Annotated in this window: 22 protein-coding genes and 1 pseudogene; 16 read left to right on the top strand and 7 right to left on the bottom strand. The window is 61.6% G+C overall.

Annotation, left to right across the window (positions count from 1 at the left end; translation table 11 throughout):
- The first annotated feature begins 40 nt into the window (after positions 1–40).
- Entirely contained in the window at positions 41–718 is a 678-nt protein-coding gene (locus F2982_RS12115) for a TetR/AcrR family transcriptional regulator (RefSeq protein WP_112719771.1), read from the top strand.
- Between the two features lie 149 nt (positions 719–867).
- Entirely contained in the window at positions 868–1,617 is a 750-nt protein-coding gene (locus F2982_RS12110; protein WP_112719772.1) for a TerC family protein, read from the top strand.
- 30 nt (positions 1,618–1,647) lie between these two features.
- On the opposite strand, the gene F2982_RS12105 is transcribed toward F2982_RS12110, so the two are convergent.
- Positions 1,648–2,571, bottom strand: a complete 924-nt coding sequence (locus tag F2982_RS12105) for a phytanoyl-CoA dioxygenase family protein (protein ID WP_203427968.1) — start codon at positions 2,569–2,571, stop codon at positions 1,648–1,650.
- A gap of 93 nt (positions 2,572–2,664) precedes the next feature.
- Between F2982_RS12105 and F2982_RS12100 the strand changes: the two genes are divergently transcribed.
- Positions 2,665–3,495: an AraC family transcriptional regulator gene (locus F2982_RS12100; protein WP_203427967.1), complete on the top strand. Its 831-nt coding sequence runs from the start codon at positions 2,665–2,667 to the stop codon at positions 3,493–3,495.
- On the opposite strand, the gene F2982_RS12095 is transcribed toward F2982_RS12100, so the two are convergent.
- Positions 3,496–4,041, bottom strand: coding sequence for a glutathione peroxidase (locus tag F2982_RS12095; protein WP_199628930.1), 546 nt, complete (start codon positions 4,039–4,041; stop codon positions 3,496–3,498).
- Between the two features lie 134 nt (positions 4,042–4,175).
- On the opposite strand from F2982_RS12095, the gene F2982_RS12090 reads away from it, so the two are divergent.
- The 4 genes from F2982_RS12090 to lysS all read left to right on the top strand — a co-directional run bounded on the left by F2982_RS12090 (position 4,176) and on the right by lysS (position 9,954).
- The gene (locus F2982_RS12090) at positions 4,176–4,931 is read left to right on the top strand and encodes a hypothetical protein (protein ID WP_162708769.1); all 756 of its coding nucleotides are present in this window, start codon (positions 4,176–4,178) and stop codon (positions 4,929–4,931) included.
- A 133-nt stretch (positions 4,932–5,064) separates the two neighbouring features.
- The gene (locus F2982_RS12085; RefSeq protein ID WP_203430056.1) at positions 5,065–6,792 is read left to right on the top strand and encodes an SLC13 family permease; all 1,728 of its coding nucleotides are present in this window, start codon (positions 5,065–5,067) and stop codon (positions 6,790–6,792) included.
- A 191-nt stretch (positions 6,793–6,983) separates the two neighbouring features.
- A complete protein-coding gene (gene gltX / locus F2982_RS12080; RefSeq protein WP_203427966.1) occupies positions 6,984–8,441 on the top strand; it encodes a glutamate--tRNA ligase in 1,458 nt (485 codons plus the stop codon).
- A 16-nt stretch (positions 8,442–8,457) separates the two neighbouring features.
- Entirely contained in the window at positions 8,458–9,954 is a 1,497-nt protein-coding gene (gene lysS, locus F2982_RS12075) for a lysine--tRNA ligase (RefSeq protein WP_203427965.1), read from the top strand.
- A 72-nt stretch (positions 9,955–10,026) separates the two neighbouring features.
- On the opposite strand, the gene F2982_RS12070 is transcribed toward lysS, so the two are convergent.
- Complete coding sequence (locus F2982_RS12070) at positions 10,027–10,803, bottom strand: hypothetical protein (RefSeq protein ID WP_203427964.1); 777 nt, start codon at positions 10,801–10,803, stop codon at positions 10,027–10,029.
- A gap of 179 nt (positions 10,804–10,982) precedes the next feature.
- Here F2982_RS12070 and F2982_RS12065 point away from each other — a divergent pair, with 179 nt between their 5' ends.
- The 7 genes from F2982_RS12065 (at position 10,983) to F2982_RS12035 (ending at position 18,864) form a co-directional block, all read left to right on the top strand.
- On the top strand, positions 10,983–11,894 hold the full coding sequence (locus F2982_RS12065) for a LysR family transcriptional regulator (protein ID WP_112719779.1): 912 nt from the start codon (positions 10,983–10,985) through the stop codon (positions 11,892–11,894).
- A gap of 119 nt (positions 11,895–12,013) precedes the next feature.
- Positions 12,014–13,174 carry an ABC transporter substrate-binding protein gene (locus F2982_RS12060; protein ID WP_203427963.1) on the top strand — a complete coding sequence of 387 codons (1,161 nt, stop codon included), beginning with the start codon at positions 12,014–12,016 and terminating at the stop codon, positions 13,172–13,174.
- Positions 13,175–13,370: 196 nt separating this feature from the next.
- A complete protein-coding gene (locus F2982_RS12055) occupies positions 13,371–14,354 on the top strand; it encodes an ABC transporter ATP-binding protein (RefSeq protein WP_130282277.1) in 984 nt (327 codons plus the stop codon).
- Complete coding sequence (locus F2982_RS12050; protein ID WP_203427962.1) at positions 14,351–15,313, top strand: ABC transporter permease; 963 nt, start codon at positions 14,351–14,353, stop codon at positions 15,311–15,313. The genes F2982_RS12055 and F2982_RS12050 overlap by 4 nt, the downstream gene beginning before the upstream one ends.
- The gene (locus F2982_RS12045; RefSeq protein ID WP_203427961.1) at positions 15,303–16,118 is read left to right on the top strand and encodes an ABC transporter permease; all 816 of its coding nucleotides are present in this window, start codon (positions 15,303–15,305) and stop codon (positions 16,116–16,118) included. Before F2982_RS12050 ends, F2982_RS12045 begins: the two co-directional genes overlap by 11 nt.
- Positions 16,119–16,167: 49 nt before the next feature.
- Positions 16,168–17,595, top strand: a complete 1,428-nt coding sequence (locus tag F2982_RS12040) for a gamma-aminobutyraldehyde dehydrogenase (RefSeq protein WP_203427960.1) — start codon at positions 16,168–16,170, stop codon at positions 17,593–17,595.
- A gap of 171 nt (positions 17,596–17,766) precedes the next feature.
- On the top strand, positions 17,767–18,864 hold the full coding sequence (locus tag F2982_RS12035) for a helix-turn-helix transcriptional regulator (RefSeq protein WP_203427959.1): 1,098 nt from the start codon (positions 17,767–17,769) through the stop codon (positions 18,862–18,864).
- On the opposite strand, the gene F2982_RS12030 is transcribed toward F2982_RS12035, so the two are convergent.
- Entirely contained in the window at positions 18,861–19,493 is a 633-nt protein-coding gene (locus F2982_RS12030; RefSeq protein WP_203427958.1) for a YjbE family putative metal transport protein, read from the bottom strand. The two genes, F2982_RS12035 and F2982_RS12030, sit on opposite strands and share 4 nt — an antisense overlap.
- A gap of 276 nt (positions 19,494–19,769) precedes the next feature.
- Here F2982_RS12030 and F2982_RS12025 point away from each other — a divergent pair, with 276 nt between their 5' ends.
- Complete coding sequence (locus F2982_RS12025) at positions 19,770–19,943, top strand: DUF1328 domain-containing protein (RefSeq protein ID WP_112719786.1); 174 nt, start codon at positions 19,770–19,772, stop codon at positions 19,941–19,943.
- A gap of 25 nt (positions 19,944–19,968) precedes the next feature.
- Here F2982_RS12025 and F2982_RS12020 read toward each other — a convergent pair.
- Positions 19,969–20,633: pseudogene (locus tag F2982_RS12020) on the bottom strand (DUF1345 domain-containing protein).
- A gap of 92 nt (positions 20,634–20,725) precedes the next feature.
- Positions 20,726–21,691 carry a transaldolase gene (gene tal / locus F2982_RS12015; RefSeq protein WP_112719788.1) on the bottom strand — a complete coding sequence of 322 codons (966 nt, stop codon included), beginning with the start codon at positions 21,689–21,691 and terminating at the stop codon, positions 20,726–20,728.
- 434 nt (positions 21,692–22,125) lie between these two features.
- On the opposite strand from tal, the gene F2982_RS12010 reads away from it, so the two are divergent.
- Positions 22,126–23,106: a sugar-binding transcriptional regulator gene (locus tag F2982_RS12010; RefSeq protein ID WP_112719789.1), complete on the top strand. Its 981-nt coding sequence runs from the start codon at positions 22,126–22,128 to the stop codon at positions 23,104–23,106.
- A 169-nt stretch (positions 23,107–23,275) separates the two neighbouring features.
- Here F2982_RS12010 and F2982_RS12005 read toward each other — a convergent pair whose 3' ends face one another.
- Positions 23,276–24,148 (bottom strand): bifunctional helix-turn-helix domain-containing protein/methylated-DNA--[protein]-cysteine S-methyltransferase, encoded by an 873-nt coding sequence (locus F2982_RS12005; protein WP_203427957.1) that lies wholly within the window; start codon positions 24,146–24,148, stop codon positions 23,276–23,278.
- Positions 24,149–24,209: the final 61 nt, after the last annotated feature.

Genomic DNA, 24,209 nt, shown 5'->3' with positions numbered 1-24,209 from the left:
TAAAGAATCTTCGCAAGTGCGAAAAATGGTTAAGGAGAAGATGACCGAAGTGTCCAAGGTTTCAGCCGCCGAAACGCCCGTGGCCACCGGCCGCTGGGCAGCCGGAGAAGACCCGGCCAAGCGCACCCAAATCCTCGAGGGCGCCAAGAGCGTCTTCATGAAGATGGGTTTCGACGCAGCGAGCATGAACGACGTGACCCGCGAAGCCGGCGTCTCGAAGGGCACCCTCTATGTCTACTTCGCCAATAAGGAAGAGCTCTTCACCGCGATGATCGAGACCGAGCGCGCCGCCTTCGTGGCCGCACTGCGCGTCGCTCTCGAACATCATGACAATGTCGAGGAAGGCCTGCACGATTTTGGCCTGAGCTTCATCTCGCATATCACAAGCGAAAAGGTGATCAGCGCCATGCGCACCGTTCTTGGCGTGCGCGACCGCATGCCGGAGCTCTGTCAGCGCTTCTTCAACGGACCGGAGAACCTGCGCACGGTGCTGCACTCGTATCTGACGCGCTACGTGAATTCAGGCAAGCTCGAGATCGCTGACGTCGATCTGGCAGCCGGGCAGTTCCTCGATCTCGCCAGCGGCAGCTTCTTCAAGTTCCGCCTCTTCGGCAGCATGCCGGAGCCGCCGTCCGAGGCGGAGAGAAAGCGCGTCATCGACGGCGCCATCCGCGTCTTCATGGCTGCCTATGGCGCCAAGCACAACGAGCCCGCCTGAGGGATCGGCGGCGTCCCCGCTTCATTCTCCCCATCACCGGCGGAATAAATGCCGTCCGGCTTTCGTATACCCCTTGCGGCGCTTGCATCTCAGCGCCTTCACTCTAGATTTCGGCGTCGGCTGTCTGTGGCGCAAGGGAAAAACAATTCATGCAAGATATCATGATGCTGGTTCAGGACCCGGCTGCCTGGGTGGCGCTGGTGACCCTGGTCGTCATGGAAGTCGTTCTTGGTATCGACAACCTTATCTTCATCTCCATCCTCACCAACAAGCTGCCGCCCGAGCACCGTGAAAAGGCCCGCAAGGTCGGTATCGGCCTGGCGCTGATCATGCGCCTCGCCCTGCTCGGCACCGTCGCCTGGATCGTCAAGCTCACGGCTCCGGTCTTCGAACTCTTCGGCCACGGCTTCTCGTGGAAGGACATGATCCTGATTGCCGGCGGTCTCTTCCTGCTCTGGAAGGCGACGAAGGAAATCCATCACAATGTCGATCCGGCCGATCACAACGAGGACTTCATCGCCAATTCGGCGACGACGACCTTCGGCTCGGCGATCGTGCAGATCCTGATCCTCGACCTGGTCTTCTCGGTCGACAGCATCATCACCGCCGTCGGCATGACCCCGCATCTGCCGATCATGGTCATCGCCGTTCTGGCCGCCGTGACCGTCATGCTGGTCGCCGCGACGCCGCTCGCGAACTTCATCGAGAAGAACCCGACCATCGTCATGCTGGCGCTCGCCTTCCTGATGATGATCGGCACGACGCTGATCGCCGAGGGCATGGGCTTCCATGTTCCCAAGGGCTACGTCTACGCCGCCATGGCCTTCTCGGCGCTCGTCGAGGTGTTGAACATGTTCGCGAGAAACGCCCGAAAACGAAAAAGAGGCGAGAGCCACTAGCTTCTGCAGCAGGCGCGGCTCCGGCCGCGCCTACAGCATGTCTCCCAGGCTCCAGTGATTGGCCCAGCGCGCATCGATCTCGTCATCGACATTCTGGTAGCGGATATCGGTCGACAGACGGATCAGCCACCCGGTGCTCTCGTTTGCCGTCGAGGCGTGGATCATGTAGGGACTGTGCAGCATCACATCGCCGGCCTCGTAGCCGGCGATCAGCCAGCGGGTATCGAAGCGCTCGGCCATATCGGGCAGATCTTTCGAAACCCAGCCGCCCTCGGTCATGTTGCGGTTATAGGCGCTGATCCGCTCTTCAGCGGAAAGCCCGGCGCCTTGCGCCGCGAACTCACTCTCCATCTTTCTGCCAATCGCATGCGATCCCTCGAGATAGACGAGCCCGCCCATCTCGACCGGCACATCGCCTAGCGGGATCCATGCCGTGACGATCCGGTTGGTCCCACCGTGCAGATAGACGAGATCGTAATGCGCCGGCGTCGCCGTGGCGCTACCCGGCATCGTATGGCGCATGATCTTACGCTTGTGCAGATAGGAGATGCCGCACAGGAACTCGTCCATAAAGGCCGCGAGCCGCGGCTGGGCACAGAAGCCTTCATAGGCAACGGATCGAACCAGCGACATGAGGATGCGGTTGGCCTGCTGCGGGTCCCCTCCTCCAGCGGCGGCCAGACCAAGACGCGGATCCGATCCCGGCTCGATCAGCCCTGCGCCCGCCAGATGCCCGAACACCCAGCCGCGAAAAGCATTCACGGCATCGGGATCGAGAAACCGCTTCAGCCAGACATAGCCATGCTCCTCATAGCGCTCCCGGATCGCCGCGATGCCGATCGTCGGATCGGTGGGAACGAGATGGCCAAGCCGGTTCTCCGCTGTCGAGAGCACCTTGCCACCTGCCCTCAGCACCGGCATTTCAGTCGCCATCTTCACAACCAAACTTGACATTTCGATCGCCATTCCCTTCGAATTCATGTGGCGATGCTGCGGTAATGAAGGGAAAATGACCATGGACAGAAAACACAGCTGGACTTTTCGCTCATGACTTCGCCGCCGCTCGCGCTCTACCGGTCGCCGCCATCGGTCAACCGGCCCGCCCTGTCGGTGACCGGCTTCGGACGGCAGCGGATCGCGGTGCATGTCCGGCAGCGCCGGCTGCCATGCCATGCGGTGGTGCTGGTCGAAACGGGACGCGGTACGCTGGAAACTGAAGCGGCAGGCAAGCTTACGATCGATGGACCGGCGCTCTTCTGGCTGACGCCGGGCAGCCTGCATTCCTACGGGCCCGCCGAGGGTGAAAGCTGGGAGGAGCAATGGGCGCTGTTCGAGGGCCCTTTCGCCTCGAGCCTCGTCCGGCAGCGCCTGATCTCGGAGACCGCACCGCATGTGGCGCTGAGCAATCTGCGCGAGATGCAGCAGCTCTTTGCCGCGCTCCGCGCCGATTTTACCGATGGCAGTGCGTTGGCATTGAGCTCGGCCGCCGCCACGCTTCACCGCATCGTCGTCCAGTCAGCGAGGCAGGCGGATGCTGCCACTGATACGGTGGCTGGCGCGAAAATCGACGCAGCTGTCTCCGCCCTTGCCGAGCGCGCCTTCAGGGAAATCGACATGCAGCAGCTCGCCGCCGAATTCGACATGTCGCCGGCGACCTTCCGCCGCCGCTTCATGGCCGCAACCGGTCTCTCGCCGAAAGCATTCCAGCTACGGCTGCGGATCGATCATGCCAAGCAATTGCTGACCACCTCCGATCTCCCGATCGAAACGATCGCACGGGAGATCGGCATCGATGATGCCTTCTATTTCTCGCGGCTCTTCCAGAACCGCGAGGGCCTGGCGCCGAGCGCCTTCCGCAGCCGTTACCGCAGGCAGTGATCAGGCCTTCGACAATTCCTTGTCGATCGCCGTCACCAGCCGCTGATCCTCGGCGGTCACGTCAGGCGCAAAACGCGCGATGATCTTACCGTCGCGGCCGATAAGGAATTTCTCGAAGTTCCAGAGGATTTCCTTGCCGTCGTCATCGGCCAGACCACGATCGCGCAGCCGGTCACGCATCGGCCCCTCGCCGGTCGTCGGCACCGCTGCAGCCGTCAGCTGGCGATAGAGCGGATGCTTGTCGTCGCCCTTGACCGAGATTTTCGAATAGATCGGGAATTTCACGTCATAGGTCAGCTGGCAGAACTCGACGATCTCGGCATCCGTCCCCGGCTCCTGACCCTTGAAGTTGTTGGCCGGGAAGGCGGCAATGACGAAGCCGCGCTCGCGCTTGTCCTCGTACAGTTTTTCGAGACCTTCATACTGCGCCGTCAGCCCGCATTTGGAGGCAACGTTGACGACGAGCATCACCTTGCCGCGATGTTCGTTGAGGCTTGTCTCGCGGCCATCGGCGAGCTTCACGGGGATGTCGAGGATCTCGGTCATGTCAGTCTCCATTCACGTCGGGCCGTGAAGCTATACCCGTGCCGCGCTTTGTCCAGCCTTCAAAACCGGCCTGATGCCAAAATCCTCAGCATGCGCTAACGTGCCTCACGGAGAGATGAGAGGGGAAATCTCGGGTGCGTGAGATCGTTGTCGCGGGATCGGTATTTGTGTGTCTGGCCGTTGCCTCGATCGGCACGATGATGATCTATCCGCGGCTGCCGGCCCGCCATCGCGAGGAGGAAACGAACACGGTCGTTCGCCTCGTCGCCAACATCTTCGTGGTCATGACCTCGCTCGTCTTCGGCCTGATGATCAACTCCTCGAAGAACACCTTCGCCGGCATCGACGACAGCGTTCATTCCTTCGCCACCGAAATCATCCTGCTCGACCGTACGCTGCGAACCTACGGGCTGGAAGCCGACGACACGCGCGCCAGCCTGCTCCGTTACGTCCAACAGGCCCTGTCGGGCCCGATGCACGTCGTCGACCCCGTGCTGCAGAGCGATCCGAAATCCGAAATGGCACTCAACGCCGTTGGCAACAACATCGCCGTCATGATGCCGACCGATCCCAACCATGTCGCGCTATGGACCGACGCCCGGCAGCAATACAAGACCATCGTCGAGCGACGCTGGGTGATCGTCGAGCAATCGGAAGGCGTCATTCCAATGCCGCTGGTCTTCATGCTGATGGCTTGGCTGACGCTGATCTTCGCGAGTTTCGGATTCCGCGCGCCCAAAAACATCATCGTCATGTCGATGTTCCTGGTGGCCGCCTTTCTCATATCCGCATCGATCTATCTTGTGCTCGACATGGATATCCCCTTCGCAGGCATGATCCAGATTTCCGACGCCCCGCTTCGCCGGGCGCTCGCCGAACTGCAGCAATGATGCGCGTGCGGGATTGATAAGCGCAGGCGGCGTTACAGTTATTCCTGTCGCAGAGCATCGTCTGCGTTCGGAATTCCAGCCCCTGGAGCAGCATGACCACCCGCAAATTCTCGCCTTCGGCGTCATTGGCCTGATGATGGCCGTCTTCATATGGGACCGCTTCCGTTATGATCTCGTCGCCTGCTGCGCGCTGGTGCTCGCCGTCTGCGTCGGCATCGTGCCCTTCGAAAAGGCCTTCTCCGGATTCAGCGACGATATCGTCATCATCGTCGGCAGCGCGCTTGTCGTCAGCGCGGGCGTCGCCCGCTCCGGCATCGTCGACAGCGCCATAAAGCGCTTCTTTCCGAACCTGAACTCGCTGCATACGCAGCTCGCCCTGCTGCTGATCGTCGTCGCCGTGCTCTCCGCATTCATCAAGAATATCGGCGCGCTGGCGATCATGATCCCCGTCGCCTTCCAGTTTTCGCGCAAGACAGGAAAGTCGCCCTCGCTCTATCTGATGCCGATGAGCTTCGCCGCCCTGCTCGGCGGGCTCATGACGCAGATCGGCACCTCGCCGAACATCGTCGTGTCGCGGCTGCGCGAAGAGATCACCGGCAAATCCTTCACGATGTTCGACTTCACGCCGGTTGGCGCCACGCTGGCGCTGGTCGGCATTATCTTCCTGATTTTCTTTCACTGGCTGGTGCCAGAGCGGCAGAACGAAAATCCGTCGCTTGAAGAAGCGCTCGATCTCAAGAGCTATTTCTCGGAGGCGACGGTCGTCGAGGGCTCCGGCTTCGACGGCAAGATGTTGAACGAGATCCTGAAACTCGGCGATGGCGAAGTGGTCGCGACCGCAATCCTGCGCGGCCACTCGCGCCTGTCGCCGATCCCGGACCTTATCCTGAAAGCGGGCGACACCCTGCTTCTCGAAGGCGGTCCGGAACCGCTCGATCGCGTCGTGACCAATGCCAAGCTGAAGCTCGCCGGCAAGCAGATTCCCGCGGATACGCAGGATGGCGACATCACCTCGATCGAGGCCGTGGTCTCGCCGGAATCGACGCTGATCGGCTGGTCGGCGCGGCAGCTGTCGCTCTTCAACCGCCGCCGCGTCAATCTGCTCGCCGTGAGCCGCCAGGGCCATCGCCTGACGGAACGTCTGAGTGAAGTCACGCTGAAGGGCGGCGATGTGCTCGTGCTCCAGGGCAGCCGCAAAAACCTGCCGGCCTTCCTGCAGGAATTCTCCTGCCTGCCGCTGGCGCAGCGCGACATCCTGCTCGGCACCCAGCGCCGCGCCTATGTGCCGCTGATCATCCTCGCCGCCGCCATGGGCGCGACCGCCGCGGGTCTGGCGCCTGTGGCCGTCGCCTTCTTCTGTGCCGCGCTCGCCATGGTCGTCTTCCGCGTCATCCCGCTTGCCGATGTCTACAAGGCGCTGGATGGCCCGATCCTGATCATGCTCGCCGCCCTCATTCCCGTATCGGATTCGCTCAGGACAACGGGCGGCAGCGAGCTTATCGCCGGCTGGCTCGGCCATTTCGCAGCGCAGATGCCACCCTTTGGCGCCCTGGCGCTGATCCTGATCACCGCAATGGCGGTGACGCCGTTCCTCAACAATGCCGCGACAGTCCTCGTCATGGCGCCGATCGCCGCAAGCTTTGCACAGACGCTCGGCTACAAGCCGGAAGCCTTCCTGATGGCGGTAGCAATTGGCGCCGGCTGCGATTTCCTCACCCCGATCGGGCACCAGTGCAACACGCTGGTCTTCGGCCCCGGCGGCTATCGCTTCAGCGATTACCCGCGCCTTGGCCTGCCGCTGTCCTTCATCATCATTCTCGTCAGCGTGCCGATGCTGCTCTACGTCTGGCCGGTGCGATGAGCGCTGATGCCCATTTTCCTTGACGCAAGCGGCCGAATATGGCCTTAAGGCCAGCCAAATGGACAATCGCCGGGGAAGTGCGCAATTTGCCCTTATCCGGCCGGTTTCCTGATCCAGTTATCTGCATTCTTCCCGCCGCACGCCGCTTTTGCCATCAAAAGCCGTCGGCATTCATTTGACGGGCACATAAAATGACAGCTTCCGGCGTCCGCGTCCGCATTGCTCCCTCGCCGACCGGCGAGCCGCATGTCGGCACCGCTTATATCGCACTCTTCAACTATCTTTTCGCCAAGAAGAACGGCGGCGAGTTCATCCTGCGTATCGAAGATACCGATGCAACGCGCTCTACCCCGGAATTCGAGCAGAAGGTGCTGGACGCCCTGAAGTGGTGCGGGCTCGAATGGAAGGAAGGCCCGGATATCGGCGGCCCCTACGGCCCCTATCGTCAGTCCGACCGCAAGGACATCTACACGCCCTACGGCCAGGAACTGCTGGACAAGGGCCATGCCTTCCGCTGTTTCTGCACCCCCGAGCGCCTGGAACAGATGCGCGAAGCCCAGCGTGCCGCCGGCAAGGCGCCGAAATATGACGGCCTCTGCCTGAAATATTCGGCCGAGGAAGTCAGCGCCAAGATGGCAGCGGGCGAAAGCTCCGTCATCCGCATGAAGATCCCGACCGAAGGCTCCTGCGATTTCAACGACGGCGTCTATGGCGACGTGTCGATCCCGTGGGACAGCGTCGACATGCAGGTCCTGATCAAGGGCGACGGCATGCCGACCTATCACATGGCAAACGTCATCGACGACCATCTGATGAAGATCACCCACGTCGCCCGCGGCGAAGAGTGGCTGGCATCGGTTCCGAAGCACATCCTGCTCTATCGCTATTTCGGCTGGGAACAGCCGGTGTTCATGCATCTCTCGCTGATGCGCAACGCCGACAAGTCGAAGCTGTCGAAGCGCAAGAACCCGACCTCGATCTCTTACTACTCCGCTCTCGGCTATATCCCGGAAGCGCTGATGAACTTCCTCGGCCTGTTCTTCGTGCAGATCGCCGAAGGCGAAGAGCTGCTGACGATGGACGAGCTCTCCGACAAGTTCGACCCGGAAAACCTCTCCAAGGCCGGCGCCATCTTCGATATCCAGAAGCTCGACTGGCTGAATGGCCGCTGGATCCGCGAGAAGCTGTCGGGAGACGAGTTCCAGGCCCGCGTGCTGACCTGGGCGATGGAAAACGATCGCCTGAAGGCAGGCCTGCGCCTGTCACAGTCGCGCATTTCAAAGCTCGGCGAACTGCCGGAACTCGCAGGCTTCCTGCTGAAGTCCGACCTCGGCCTCGACCCGTCGGCCTTCGCCAAGATCAAGTCGCCGCCGGAAGAGATCCTCGAGATCCTCAACACTGTGCAGCCGGACCTCGAAAAGATCCTCGAATGGAACGTCGAGACGATCGAAGCCGAACTGCGCGCCATCGCCGACCGCATGGGCAAGAAGCTGAAGGTCGTTGTGGCCCCGCTCTTCGTCGCCGTATCCGGCTCGTCGCGCTCGCTGCCGCTCTTCGATTCCATGGCGATCCTCGGCCGCTCGGTCGTGCGCCAGCGTCTGAAACTCGCCTCGCAGGCAGTCGCCTCTCTCGTCGGCCCGAAGAACTGAACCGGACATCTGTACCATGACCGAAAAGACCGAAACAGCGACCCTTTCTTCCGACGCAACCGAAGTGCGCGCCCAGAAGCTGAAGCTGCTGCGCGAACAGATCGGCGATGTCTATCCGGCGCATTTCCACCGGACCATCACCAATGCCGAGCTCGCCGAGAAGTACATAGATCTCGAATCCGACGTCGAGACGACCGATGTCGTGACCGTTGCCGGCCGCGTCTATTCCTCGCGCAATTCCGGCATGTTCATGGATATCCATGACGCCGGCGGCAAGATCCAGATCTTCAGCCACAAGGACGTGACGCCGGAAGAAGCCCGCAACATGCTCGCCATGATCGACATCGGCGACATCATCGGCGTCACCGGCACCGTCCGCCGCACCAAGCGCGGCGAGCTCTCGATCAACGCCCGCGAAATCACCATGCTGACCAAGTCGCTTCTTCCCATGCCGGAGAAGTGGAATGGTATTGCGGATGTCGAGATCCGGTATCGCAAGCGCCACCTCGACATCATGAGCAACGAGGAATCGAAGCTCCGCTTCCAGCAGCGTTCGAAGATTGTCTCCGGTATCCGCCGCTTCATGGAAAGTGACGGCTTCATGGAAATCGAGACGCCGATGCTGCACTCGGTTTATGGCGGTGCCACCGCCGAGCCGTTCAAGACGCATCACAACACGCTGAAGCTCGACATGTACCTGCGTATCGCGCCGGAACTGTTCCTGAAGCGCACGCTGGTCTCCGGCCTCACCGACAAGGTGTTCGAGATCAACCGCAACTTTCGCAACGAAGGCGTTTCCACCCGGCACAATCCTGAATTCACGATGATGGAGTGTTACTGGGCCTATGCCGACTACGAGGACATCATGGACCTCGTCGAGCGGCTGTTCGAGACGCTCGCATTGTCGATCCACGGCAAGACCGAATTTGCCTTCGGCGACAAGGAAATCTCCTTCAAGGGTCCGTTCAAGCGCGTGCCGATGCCCGACGCCGTCAAGGAAGTGACCGGCATCGACTTCCTTGCGATGAAGACCGATGAAGAAGCCCGCACCGCAGCCAAGGCCGCCGGTTTCGAAGTCGAGAAGGACTGGACCTGGGGCGAATGCCTGGCCTTCATCTTCGAAGAGAAGGTCGAGGGCACGCTGATCCAGCCGAGCCACGTCACCCATTTCCCGAAGGATATCTCGCCCTTCGCCAAGGAAGTGCCGGGCGAGCCGCGCCTCGTCGAGCGCTTCGAGACCTATTGCAACGCCTGGGAACTCGGCAACGCCTTCTCCGAACTCAATGATCCGGAAGAGCAGCGTCGCCGCATGGTCGAGCAGCTCGAGCAGGCACATGCCCGCGGCGAGAAGGAAAAGCAGCTGGACGACGAATTCCTCGATGCGATCGACCAGGGCATGCCGCCCGCCGGCGGTCTCGGCATCGGCGTCGACCGCTTGATCATGCTGCTCACCAACGCACCGTCGATCCGCGACGTCATCCTCTTCCCGGCCCGCCGCAGCAAGACGGACTGAGACTGACGAACTTCGAATGCAAAAGCGGAGCGCCCGAAAGGACGCTCCGCTTTTTGTGTCCGGTGATTTCTGTTAGTGGCCGCTCTTGGCGGGCGCGGCTTCCTCGCCGCCACCTTCGGCCGGAGCCTCGGCGGGCGCTGCCTCGCCTTCTCCGCCTTCAGCCTTGGCTTCGCCCTCGGGCTTGGCCTCGCCTTCGCCCTCGCCGCCCTTGGCCTTCTCGGCCTTGGCACCCTTCTTGCCGCCCTCACCGCCTTCGCCGCCCTCTGTCGAGGCAACGGCCGTGGGATCGATGCAGTCGGAATATTCCTTGAAGGACGCGTTCAGCGTCTTGATCTCGTCTTCCGGCAGGTCGACGCGCTCGCCGAAGAACAGGCCGTTCTGGCTGGCCTGGCCGTCATAGTAGCGGGCGGTATAGGGCTTGTCGTCGATGCCTTCGATCATCTTTTCCGGATGCGGGATATAGACGACGTCGGCGCCGATCGCCCGGCCGCGAATGTCGGAGCGCAGCGTCGGGCCGTTCTGGTCGAGGACCACGACCTGCACCAGATCCGGCTTGCTGTCCGCATAGATCGCCTGCGCCACCCGCAGAGCGGTCCGGACGCGCGTCATCCCGTCGGTGGGTTCGGTCTTGATGTATTTGCGGATCCAGACATGCTCCTGCTTCTTGATCGTCACGAGATTGACGTCGGTACAGGAGGCACCGTTCACTTCTTCTGCCGGAGGACCAAGGATCGCATCTTTGCCGACATAAAGCGCCGCACCGCCGGAGGCGCCTGCGAAGAGCGCGACACCGCCGATAACGAACGCCAGTTTCCGGGACGGCCGGAATATGCGCAGTAAGGCCTTCACGCCAACTGCTCCGTCATCGGCAAAACTCCAACTCGATACATGCTCGGAAAACTATTCAAGCGACGTTTCGGAATGCTTAAGTGCGGCCAGTAAAAACGCAGGGGTGAGAATAAAAGGCCAAAAAAGGTCCGGGAGTTCACAGACTTGTCAGCGTGTATTTCGGCATGCTCTAAAGCCGCATGGCCTTCACGCTTCGTCAGCTTCAGTATTTCGTCGCAGTCGCCGAGCAGGGTTCGGTGACGCGTGCGGCGCAGAACCTCTCCATCTCCCAATCCTCGGTCACAGAGGCGCTGAAAGAGCTGGAAACCGATCTTGGCGTCTCGCTCTTCGATCGCCATCCGCGCGGCCTGACCATCACCCATAATGGCCACCAGTTCCTGCGCCACGCCACGAAGATCCTGGCGACCGTCTCGGACGCGCGCACCAGCTTTTCCGGTCAGCAAAGCGCTCTCTCGGGAACGCTGAACATCGGCGTCACCTCGCTCGTCGCCGGCTATGTGCTCTCCGATCTCCTGGCGCGATACCGCCGCGCCTGCCCCGGAGTCGATGTCAGCGCCATCGAGGACAATGGCGGCTATCTCGAACATCTGCTTGTCGGCGGCGAGCTCGATGTCGCCGTCATGGTCATCTCCAACCTGCGCGACCGCATGGCGCTGCAGGCGGAAATCCTGGAAACATCGCCCTATCGCCTCTGGCTGCCGATGGGCCATCCGCTGGTTTCGGCCGACATTATCTCCGTTGCCGATATCGCCCGCGAACCGCTGATCATGCTGACGGTCGATGAAATCGAGGAGAATACCGGCAAGCTGCTCTCGGCCCTCGGCGCCCGCCCGCATGTGGCGTTCCGCACCCGCTCGGTCGAGGCGGTCCGCAGCCTTGTCGCCACCGGCGCCGGTGTCGCCCTGCTGCCCGATCTCGTCTACCGTCCCTGGTCGCTGGAAGGCGACCGCATCGAGAGCCGCGATGTCTCGGGATCGCTCCCCGTCGTTCAGGTCGGCATGGTCTGGCGCAAGGGATCGAGCCTGCCGCAGGCGGCGCGCGACTTCGTCGGCATTGCCGAAAGCATGCGCTCCGGCCGCGTTCGCTCCTGATATCGGAATTTCCGATAACGTCTTTCTGATAAATGAATTTGCGAAAGCGGATTTTTCATCGCAACTTTTCAACCGGGAACAAAATGCCGCAGCAAGCGGCTCAAACCGGGAGACAGACGATGACGAATCTCTTGAAATCCTGCACGGCCGCGCTCGCGTGCCTGAGCTTCGCAACGCAGGTGATTGCCGCCGAACCGCTGAAGGAACTGGGCAAGGGCGAAGGTGCAGTCAGCATCGTCGCATGGGCCGGCTATATCGAGCGCGGCGAAACCGACAAGAATTACGACTGGGTAACCGGCTTCGAAAAGGACACCGGCTGCAAGGTGACCGTCAAGACGGCCGCCACATCCGACGAAATGGTCTCGTTGATGAACGAAGGCGGCTTCGACCTCGTGACGGCATCGGGGGATGCCTCGCTTCGTCTCATCGCCGGCAAGCGCGTCCAGCCGATCAATACCGATCTGATCCCCGGCTTCAAGAATGTCGATCCGCGCCTGCAGAACGGCCCGTGGTACACGGTCGGCGGCGTCCACTACGGCGTTCCCTATCTCTGGGGACCGAACGTCCTGATGTACAATACCGACGCCTTCAAGGATAAGGCGCCGACCAGCTGGAAGGTTGTCTTCGAGGAAGAAACCCTGCCTGACGGCAAGTCCAACAAGGGCCGCGTCCAGGCCTATGACGGCGCGATCTATATCGCCGATGCCGCCATGTATCTGATGGCGCACAAGCCCGAGCTTGGCATCAAGGATCCCTACGAGCTGAACGAAGACCAGTACAAGGCGGCCCTCGACCTGCTGCGCGGCCAGCGCAAGCTCGTCTCCCGCTACTGGCACGACGCGATGATCCAGATCGACGACTTCAAGAACGAAGGCGTCGTCGCCTCCGGCTCCTGGCCCTTCCAGGTCAACCTGATGCAGGCCGACAAGCAGAAGATCGCCTCCACCTTCCCGGAAGAAGGCGTCACCGGCTGGGCTGACACCACCATGCTGCATGCCGAAGCCGAGCATCCGAACTGCGCCTATATGTGGATGGAACACTCGCTGTCCGCCAAGGTCCAGGGCGATGCCGCCGCCTGGTTCGGCGCCGTTCCCTCGGTCCCGGCTGCCTGCAAGGGCAACGAGCTGATGACCGACACCGGTTGCGCCACCAACGGCTTCGACCACTTCGATAAGATCAAGTTCTGGAAGACCCCGGTCGCCAAGTGCACGACGCAGAGCGAATGCGTGCCTTATCACCGCTGGGTTTCCGACTATGTCGGTGTGATCGGCGGGCGGTAAAGCGCCCCTCCCAAACCCCTCCCCACAAGGGGGAGGGGCTAGCAAGCGGCACCGCCTCGCTCCAATCTCAGCGTCTGTGTTCTCCGAGAGGGACAAGGCGGGGTTAAGCCCCTCCCCCTTGTGGGGAGGGGTTTGGGGCGGGGTCTGAACACCCCAATTGAAATCCAAGACTGAATGCCAAGACTGGAGCCCACCCATGACACCCGCCGTCCGTTTCCAGCAGGTCTCGCGTCATTTCGGCCAGGTTCGCGCCGTTGACGGCGTCGATCTCGAGATCGCGCCCGGCGAATTCTTTGCCATGCTCGGCCCGTCCGGCTCCGGCAAGACGACATGCCTTCGCCTGATCGCCGGCTTCGAGCAGCCGACCGGCGGCCATATCCAGATTTTCGGCGAGAAGGCCGAAGGCGTGCCGCCGTACCGGCGCAACGTCAATACCGTCTTCCAGGACTACGCGCTCTTCCCGCATCTCAACATTCTCGACAACGTCGCCTACGGCCTGATGGTCAAGGGCGTTGGCAAGGCCGAACGCCTGCGCGAAGCGGAAAAGGCGCTCGAACTCGTCAAGCTGCCGGGCTATGGCAGCCGCCGTCCGGGCCAGCTTTCGGGCGGCCAGCGGCAGCGCGTGGCGCTCGCCCGCGCTCTCGTCAACAAGCCGAAGGTGCTGCTCCTAGATGAGCCGCTCGGCGCGCTCGATCTGAAACTACGCGAGCAGATGCAGGAAGAGCTGAAGAGCCTGCAGCGCGCCCTCGGCATCACCTTCATCTTCGTCACCCACGATCAGGGCGAGGCCCTGTCGATGGCCGACCGCGTCGCCGTCTTCAACAATGGCGGCATCGTCCAGGAAGGCACACCGCACGATATCTACCGCCGCCCGAAGACCCGCTTCGTCGCCGATTTCGTCGGCTCATCGAACGTCATCGCCCCGGATTTCATGGCCTCGCTCGGCGGCGAGAAGCGCTGGGCGAGCCTGCGTCCCGAGGCGATTCGTCTCGGCGACGGCACCGAAGCCCGCGTCGAGAATGCGAGCTTCCTCGGTGCGGCGACACGCCTGACCGTCGATATCCGCGGCACGCGCCTGCATGTCATGCTGCCCGCCGGTGCGGACGTGCCTGATGTCGGCTCCAGCGTTCGTCTCGGCTGGCAGCCGGGCGACGTCCACTACATGGATGACGCAGCATGAGCGCCATTGCGATGACAGGCAAGGACACATCGATCCTGCCGGGGCGCGGTGGTTTCTTCGGCCGCCTCTCGGACGCCTTCTGGCGCCATCCGAAACTGTTGCTCTTCCTGATGCTGACCCCGCCGCTGCTCTGGCTCGGCATCATCTATATCGGCTCGTTGATTGCGCTGCTGCTGCAGAGCTTCTTCTCGATCGACGATTTCTCGGGGATGATCAGCTACGAGTTCACGCTGTCCACCTATGCGCAGCTGCTGAACCCGACCAATTTCGACATCATCGTCCGCACCATCCTGATGGCGGCGCTCGTCACGCTGGCCTCCGCCGTCATCGCCTTCCCGATCGCCTATTATGCGGCGCGCTATGCCAAGGGAAAGTGGAAGGTACTCTTCTATCTCGGCATCATGCTGCCGCTCTGGTCGAGCTATCTCGTCAAGATCTATGCCTGGAAGCTGATCCTCGCCAAGGAAGGCATCCTCACCTGGTTCTTCGACAAGCTCTACCTTTCCTGGCTGCTCGACAGCATCCTGAACCTGCCCGTGGTCGGCGGCAATTCGCTCTCCGTCAGCTACCTCGGCACCTTCATCGTCTTCGTCTATATCTGGCTGCCCTATATGATCCTGCCGACGCAGGCAGCGCTCGAGCGCGTCCCCGGCAACCTGATCGAGGCATCGTCCGACCTCGGCGCCACCCCGCACCAGACCTTTCGCACGGTGCTCTTCCCGCTGGCGCTGCCCGGCATCGTCGCAGGCTCGATCTTCACCTTCTCGCTGACGCTCGGGGACTACATCATCCCGCAGATCATCGGCTCGTCGCGCCTCTTCATCGGCCAGGCCGTCTACACCCAGCAGGGCACGGCCGGCAACGTGCCGCTCGCCGCCGCCTTCTCGGTCGTGCCGATCGTCATCATGGCCATCTATCTCTGGCTTGCCAAACGCATGGGGGCTTTCGATGCGCTCTGATCGCGGACAGAAATCCCCGCTTCTCCTGAAGATTGCCGCCGGTGCCGGACTGCTCTTCCTGCACCTGCCGATCCTCTTGATCTTCGTCTATGCCTTCACGACGGAGGAAAAGAGCTATCAATGGCCGCCACCGGGCCTGACGCTCCAGTGGTTCGGCATCGCCTGGAACCGCCCGGATGTCTGGAACGCCCTCGGCCTCTCCGTGCAGGTCGCCTGCATTGCCACCGCGATTGCGCTCGTGCTCGGCACGCTCTGTGCGGCCGCCGTCAGCCAGACGAAGTTCTTCGGCCGGGAGGCGATCTCGCTGCTCGTCATCCTGCCGATTGCCCTTCCCGGCATCATCACCGGCATCGCGCTGCGCTCCGCCTTCAGCCTGTTCGACATTCCCTTCTCGGTCTGGACGATCGTCCTCGGCCACGCGACCTTCTGCGTCGTCGTCGTCTACAACAACGCCGTCGCCCGCTTCCGCCGCACGCAGGGATCGCTGATCGAGGCCTCGATGGATCTCGGTGCCGACGGCTTCCAGACCTTCCGCCATGTCGTGCTGCCGAATATCGGCACGGCGCTCTTGGCAGGCGGCATGCTTGCCTTCGCGCTGTCTTTCGACGAAGTCATCGTCACCACCTTCACCGGCGGCCAGCAATCGACGCTGCCGATCTGGATGCTGGAAGAGCTGATCCGTCCGCGCCAGCGCCCGGTGACCAACGTGGTCGCCATGGTCGTCGTGCTCGTCACCTTCCTGCCGATCCTGGCAGCCTATTACCTCACCCGCGATGGCGACCAGATCGCCGGGGCCGGAAAATAAACCAGAGTGGGATGCCCCCATCCGCTCGACGAACGAAAGGGAGAACATCATGGACACCCAAATGCTGATCGGCTCGCGCTTCGAAGCGGGTACGGAAACGGAAGAACACGTCCTCAACCCCAAGACCGGCGAGAAAGTCGTCGACTTGCCGGAAGCCTCGCTCGGCCAGATCGACAACGCCGTCGATGCCGCGGAGAAGGCTTTCAAGAGCTGGTCGCAGACGACGCCCGGCGAACGCTCCTCTTATCTCCTGAAGATTGCCGACGCGATCGAGAAGGATGCCGCGGGTTTCGCCGCGCTCGAGGCGCTGAACTGCGGCAAGCCGATCAACGCCGTCCTCAATGACGAAATCCCGGCGATCGTCGATTGCTACCGCTTCTTCGCAGGCGCCGTCCGCAACCTGCACGCCCCAGCCGCCGGTGAATACCTGCCGGGACACACCTCGATGATCCGCCGCGACCCGATCGGCATCGTCGGCTCGATCGCGCCCTGGAACTACCCGCTGATGATGATGGCCTGGAAGCTGGCACCGGCAATCGCCGGCGGCAATACCGTCGTCTTCAAGCCCTCGGAACAGACGCCGCTGACGGCGCTGAAGATGGCAAAGCTGCTCTCCGAGATCCTGCCCGAGGGCGTCGTCAACGTCATCCTCGGCCGCGGCGAGAGTGTCGGCAACGCACTGATCAACCATCCGAAGATCGGCATGGTCTCGATCACCGGCGATGTCGCGACCGGCAAGAAGGTGCTGCAGGCCGCCGCCAAGACGGTGAAGCGCACCCATCTGGAACTCGGCGGCAAGGCTCCCGTCATCGTCTTCGACGACGCCGATATCGACGCCGTCGTCGCCGGCATCCGCACCTTCGGCTACTATAATGCCGGCCAGGACTGCACCGCCGCCTGCCGGATCTATGCCGATGCCAAGGTCTATGACCGCTTCGTCGCCGACCTGTCTTCAGCTGTTTCGTCGATCAGGTTCAACCAGTCCGACGACACCGAAAACGAGATCGGTCCGCTGATCTCCAAGCGCCAGCGCGACCGCGTCGAGAGCTTCGTCGCCCGTGCCTCCGAGCACAAGCACATGGAGATCACCACGGGTGGCAAGACCTCGGGCGACAAGGGCTTCTTCTACACGCCGACTGTGATTGCCGGCGCCACGCAGGACGACGAGATCGTCCGCCGCGAAGTCTTCGGCCCGGTCGTTTCCGTCACCCGCTTCAGCGATATCGAGGACGCCGTCACCTGGGCGAACGACAGCGACTACGGCCTTGCCTCCTCGGTCTGGACCAAGGATATCGGCCGCGGCATGAAGACGGCCGCCCGCCTGCAATACGGCTGCACCTGGATCAACACGCACTTCATGCTCACCAACGAAATGCCGCATGGCGGCCTGAAGCAATCCGGCTATGGCAAGGACATGTCGGTCTACGCGCTCGAAGATTATACCGCCGTGCGCCATGTAATGATCAACCACGGCTGAATAACCCAAACGGGTTATTGAGATAACATATTTGTGACTCCCGACCGCCGTAAGCAACTACGGCGGTCTTTTTGTGGATATATTTCAATATTGCGTTGAACGAATATATGCTCCATATTTGAGCAAAGCCTTGGCAATAGCCGCGGGGGCTAAAAAGGCTGATTACTTTCAATGGCATCGCAGATTGATATTCCGGAACTCCAGCGTGCCCTTGGCGGCTTGATGGATTCGGCGCTGATGCCGGAACAATGGGACGGCACGCTGGAGGCGATCAGCCGGGCCACCGGCTCGGTCGGCACCCACATCATGCCGGTGCGTGGAAAATTCGAGGCCGGCGTCCTCACCACCCCTAATTTTCTAGAGGCCTTCGACATCTATTTCTCGGAAGGCTGGTACAAGCGGGACTTTCGCGAGCGTGGCCTGCAGATCGGCCTGACCAAGGGCGTCGTCATCGAGCATGACATTGCCACCAGCAGCGACTTCTCGCAGCACGCCTTCTATGCCGACTTCCTGGCGCGCTTCGGCATGCGCTATTCCGCGATGGTGCTGTTTCAGGCCCGCGGCACGACACTCAGCATCAACCTGCAGCGCGGCATCCATGACGCCCCCTTCGACCGCAATGACGAGGCGGCGCTTCTCGGCATGCAATCGAGCCTGTCATCCGCCGCCGAACTGGTACGCACGCTGGATGCGGCGAAGGTCGGCGGCATGGGCGAAGCCTTCGACATGACGGCTGCGGCCGCAATCTTCTTCGACCGCAAGGGCCGCATCACCCATCTTAACGCCCGGGCCGAAGGCCTGCTCGACGAGGAAATCCGTATCGCCGGGGGAGAGCTTTTCACCCTGAAGCAGAGCGAGGCGGCACAGCTGCAGCGCCAAGTGCTCTCGGCCGCCGACGGCGCGCTGTTCATTGAACTGCCTGCCATTCGCATCACCCGGACAGGAAAGCCGCCGCTCGTGGCCCGCGTTCAGAAGCTGCAGGGCTTTGCCGCCGATCTCTTCGCCCATTCCAGCGTCGTGGTGCTGATCACTGATCTCGGCGAGCGCGACGGCCCGAGCATCGAGCTCTTGCGCAGCACCTTTTCGCTGACGCCCCAGGAGGCGACGGTGGCACGGCTGCTGCTCGACGGATCCTCGCCGCGCGAGATCGCCACCATCTGCGGCCTGCAATATGAGACGGCGCGCGGCTATGTGAAACGCGTGCTCTCGAAAACCGGAACGCAGCGCCAGGCACAGCTGATCGCGCTGCTCTCCGGCCTGAAGCCTTAGCCGGCGACCTGCGTCCCATAGAGCGCCCAGACTTCCCAGCCGCCTTCCCAGATCATGTCGAGCGCGACATAGACGATGATCGCCAGCCCGATCCAGCCGATCCAGCGGAAGCGGCTGAGCAGCTTCGCCACGAAATTCGAGGCAACGCCCATCAGCACGACGGAGAGAATGAGGCCGAAGATCAGCGCCGTCATGTTCGACTTCGCCGCCCCTGCGACGGCCAGCACGTTGTCCAGCGACATGGAAAGATCGGCGAAGATGATCTGGCCGATCGCCTGGCGCAGCAGCTTCGGCTTGTGGGCATGATGCCCGGCCTCGTCACCACCCTCTTCCTCGTCGCCGGCTTCCCGCAGCTCCTTGAACATCGTCCAGCAGATCCAGAGGAGCAGCAGCCCGCCGATCAGGTTGATGCCCTTGATGACGAGCAGTTCCGCGGCAATGACGGCGAAGACGATGCGGATGACGGCGGCAGCCGCAATCCCTGAAACGATCGCCTTCCCGCGCAGTTCAGGCGCAAGACCGGCGGCGGCCATGCCGATGACGATCACATTATCCCCGGAGAGGATGATATTGATCATGATGACTTCGAGATAGATGGAAATGACGGCGGGATCAAAGAGGGAGGACATCAAGGCACTTTCGTCGATGGGGCAAATCGATGAAAAATCCCCACGCCTTCAGCCCGCCTGCCGCGCACAAATATGCGGCAGATCGTCATCCTTAGGAATTGGGGGCTCTTCCTGGGCAAAGTTTGAAACAGATCGAAGCCCGGTTGAAAAGCCCCGCAACCCGGCGATGCCGGAACATTAGAAAATCGCCTGTTATTTCAATCGATTTTATTCTGGCACGGGAACAAATCGCCGTCTGCCGCGTCATCTTCTGCGTCCAACACAGAGGAAACTTCCATGCTTAAGTGGGCTCTCATATTTTTCGTCATTTCGCTGATCGCCGGCTTCTTCGGCTTCTCCGGCATCTCGGCCGCCACCGCGACGATCGCGCGCGTCCTCTTCGGCATCGCGCTGGTGATCTTCCTGATCTTCCTCATCCTCGCGCTGATGGCGGGACAAGCCATTCTCTAGCGCCCACCGCCTCTTACGGGCGGGCCTAAAGCAGGCTCGCCCCGACATTGATCGCCAATGCCAGGATCGTCGTGTTGAAGAGAAACGACAGGATCGCATGCAGCAGGGCGATCTTGCGCATGGTCCGCGATGATACCGCCACATCGGCCGTCTGCGCCGCCACTCCGATGGTGAAAGAGAAATAGAGGAAGTCCCAATAGGTGGGCTCCTCTATCTTGTCGGGAAACATCAGCCCTCGCCCTTGTCCGGCCCGCCATAGAAGCGGTGGGCATAGTGGATAGTGAAGAGCGTGTGCAGGAACACCCAGGAAATCAGAATCGTGACGACAGCCGCGATCGCCCGTGCGAAGGCGACGTCAGGGGGCGCATCCTTGACGGAATGCAGCTCGAGACCGATGCCGGCAATGCTGGCGATAGCTGCAGCGATCGACAGGAACAGCACGAACGTATCGGAAAAATCCAGATCTTCCGAGCGCCGCCGGATATCCGAGACGGTTGCCCGCAGCATCTTGCGCCAGCTGATGCCGATGAAGACGATGGCCGTGACATTCCAGCCGACCAGGACGTTCTTGGCATTCACGTCACGCGATGTCAGCAGCAGGAAAACGGCGAACCCGGCGGCGAAGGCGATGATGAAACTGCCGTGTCTGATTGCGTAGGTCATAAAACCGGAGCGCTTGCTGCCTGCCATTCCGCTTCTCCTGCCTCGGCTGACGATATCATCATGAAAAAGGCCCAGACACCATCGGCGTCCGGGCCTTTTCAAACACTTATCCGGCAGGATCAGGCAGCGGCGAGCTGCAGTTCCTTCTGAACCATGCCGCGCAGCGTGCCGAGGTCCTTGGCGAAGGCGCGGATGCCTTCGGCGAGCTTTTCGGTCGCCATCGCGTCTTCGTTCATCATCCAGCGGAAGGTCTTTTCGTCGACGCTGATCTTCGCAGCCGGCTTGACGGTCTCCGGCGAGAGCTTGCGCTCCAGCTTGCCCTGGTCGTTGGACAGTTCGTCCAGCAGGTTCGGAGCGATCGTCAGGCGGTCGCAACCGGCCAGCGCTTCGATTTCGCCGGCGCTGCGGAACGAGGCGCCCATGACGATCGTCTTGATGTCGTTGGCCTTGTAGTAGTTGTAGATGTCGCGCACCGAGATGACGCCCGGATCTTCCTCAGGGGTGAACTCCTTGCCGGTCGACTTCTTGTACCAGTCGAGGATACGGCCGACGAAGGGCGAGATCAGGAATACCTTGGCGTCAGCGCAGGCAACGGCCTGAGCCTTCGAGAACAGAAGCGTCAGGTTGCAGTCGATGCCTTCCTTCTGCAGCACTTCGGCGGCGCGGATGCCTTCCCAGGTCGAAGCGAGCTTGATCAGGATGCGGTCACGCTCGATGCCGCGCTCCTTGTAGGCGGCGATGATCGAACGGGCCTTGGCAAGCGATGCCTCGGTGTCGAAGGAAAGGTCGGCATCGACTTCCGTCGAAACGCGGCCCGGAACGAGCTTCACGAGAGCCGCACCAACGGAGATCGCCAGACGATCGGCAACGGCAGCCGAAACGGCTTCGGCATTGCCGCCCTGCTTCTTGCCCCAGGCAACGCCTTCCTTGATCGCATCGGCAAACATCGGCGTGCCCAATGCCTTCAGAACGATGCTCGGGTTCGTGGTGCAATCGACCGGCTTCAGACGGGCAACGGCCTCGATGTCGCCGGTATCGGCAACCACCGTGGTTATCTCGCGGAGTTGGTCAAGCTTGGATGTCATGGTCAAAATCCTTTGTGACTGAGCTGCGGACCGGCGCGATCTTCGCCCGGAAAGAGGTGATCTACGGAATGCTGACGTTCGTGTTGCAGGCGAAAAGGCGCGGCTCCATCACGGCTATTGGGCTAACGTGAGGAACACCCGCAGTGTTCCCGGTGCGGAGGGAAAGAATGGCGCGATAATTCCGCGCAGGCAATGCCCGCGGCACCATGGCCGGTCCTGACTTCCCGCATGCCCGCACACTGTCCTCCTCGGACGGACAAGAACGACTTTTGTCATCGATAATATGGCAATTCAGTTCATCGAAAGTCAAGGACATTTGTGCATTTCAATTGACATAAGTGTCACACCGGTCATTATCGCCGGGGAACAAAGGAATGCCTGCACCCCTTTCGCTTGCTGAAGCAAACTAGGGTGAAATTTTCGCGAGAGAAGATGTGGTCAAGCTGAAGCGCGGCACGCATACCGCCTATTCCGAAGCCTCGTCGCTGCGTCTGCGGGCGGCATGGCTCTATTACAATCAGGGCCTGACCCAGAAGGATGTTGCCGAGCAGCTCGGCATCAGCCGCACGACTGTGATCCGCCTCCTCGACGAGGCGATGAAGCGCAGCGAAGTGCAGATCTGGATCAACGATTCCATCGGCGACTGCGTCGAGCTTTCGGTCAAGCTGGAACGCGCCTATGGCCTCGACGAGGCAATCGTCGTTCCCTCGCCCGTCAACAACGACGTCAATGCTCTGGCAAAAAGCGTCGGCCTGGCGCTCGGCCAGTTTCTGTCCGAGGCAATCCCCGACGACTATACGATCGGTGTCGGCTGGGGCCGCACGATGACGGCATCGCTTTCAAGCTTCCGCCCGCCCAGGCGCGACAATTGCAAGGTGGTGTCCCTGCTCGGCGGCATCGTCGCGGTACATCAGACGAACCCAATCGATTACACGTGGCGCCTGGCAAACCAGCTCGGCGCCGAATGCTACATGTTCCTGGCGCCGCTGCTCGTCGATTCCACCGAGACGAAGCGGAACCTGATCGACAAATGCGGGCTGGAAACCATCTACCGCCTCGCCGAAAATCTCGATCTCGCCATCGTCTCCTGCGGCGATATCGGCCCGCACTCGACTTCGTTGTCGGAGGGCTGGATATCCAAGGCCGAACTGCAGGAGCTCATCGACGCCGGCTGCGTCTGCGATACGATGTTCAACTTCCTCGACAAGGACGGCAACACCATCGATCACTCGATCAACAGCCGCGTCATGTCGGTCGATCTCGATACGCTGAAGAAGGCCAAGCACATCGTGCTCTCCTCAGGCGGCGCCCACCGCGCCACCGCCATCCGCGCAACGATCAAGCGTATCGGCTGCAACACGCTGATCACCGATGAGAGTGCCGCCAAGGCGCTGCTGGAACTGGCTGAAGGCTAGCTCTGCTGATCTGGCCCCCTCATCCGCCCTTCGGGCACCTTCTCCCCGAGGGGAGAAGGGAAAAAGGCAGGCCCGCCACAAGTCCCTTCTCCCCTCGGGGAGAAGGTGGCGGCAGCCGGATGAGGGGGCTGCTCGCTCGAAGTTACAGAGGGCTGCTCGCGCAAACTTTTCAGGCGTGCGCCGACTCCCACCCAAGCATTGCACGCTTGCGCGTCAGACCCCAATGATATCCCGTCAGCGCGCCACTCTTGCCGAGCGCACGATGGCAGGGCACGACGAAGGAAATCGGGTTGGCGCCAACAGCAGCCCCGACAGCCCGCATCGCCTTCGGATTGCCGATGTCATTGGCGATATCGCTATAGGTGACCGCCTTGCCGAAGGGAATCTTGAGCAGGCTTTCCCAGACGCGCACCTGGAAATCCGTGCCGATCAGCACCACCCGCAGCGGCTGCTCGGACGACCACTTGCCCGGCTGGAAGATGCGCTCTGCATAGGGCGCCGTCGCCTGATTGTCCTCGACATATTCGGCATTCGGCCAGCGGCAGGCCATATCGTCGAAACAGGCCGCCTCGTCTCCGAGATCGCTGAAGGCTAGGCCGGCGAGCCCTCGATCGGTGGCCATGACCAACGCAACGCCAAACGGCGAATGGTGGAAACCATAGCGGATAGTCAGCCCGCCACCCCTTCCCTTCCATTCCCCTGGCGACATCGCCTCGTGGGTAACGAAGAGATCGTGCAATCGGCTCGGCCCGGACAGGCCGACTTCGAACGACGTCTCCAGCAGCGGCAGCTCTTCCTGCCGCAGCAGCCGCTTGGCATGATCGAGCGTCACCGCCTGCAGGAAGGCTTTCGGCGAAAGCCCGGCCCAGCGCGTAAAAGTCTTCTGCAGCTGCGTCGGCGACTGGTTGAGGCGCGCGGCGATATCGTCCAGCGAAGGCTGGTCGCGGTAATCCTCGGTGATCAATTCGATGACCTGCCGCACGGTCTCGTAGTCGGGACCGTCAGGCGTGATGTCTCTGTTCAGATTTGCGATCATGTTCATCGTATTTCTCCTTGTAACAAGGAGATAATCAAGGGCGATCTCGCAAGCCACCCGTTTCTTG

It is taken from the genome of Rhizobium sp. BG4 (genome assembly GCF_016864575.1).
Lineage (GTDB): Bacteria > Pseudomonadota > Alphaproteobacteria > Rhizobiales > Rhizobiaceae > Rhizobium.
Note: the sequence above shows the minus strand (reverse complement) of the source record. Positions and strands in the feature narration are given on the sequence as shown.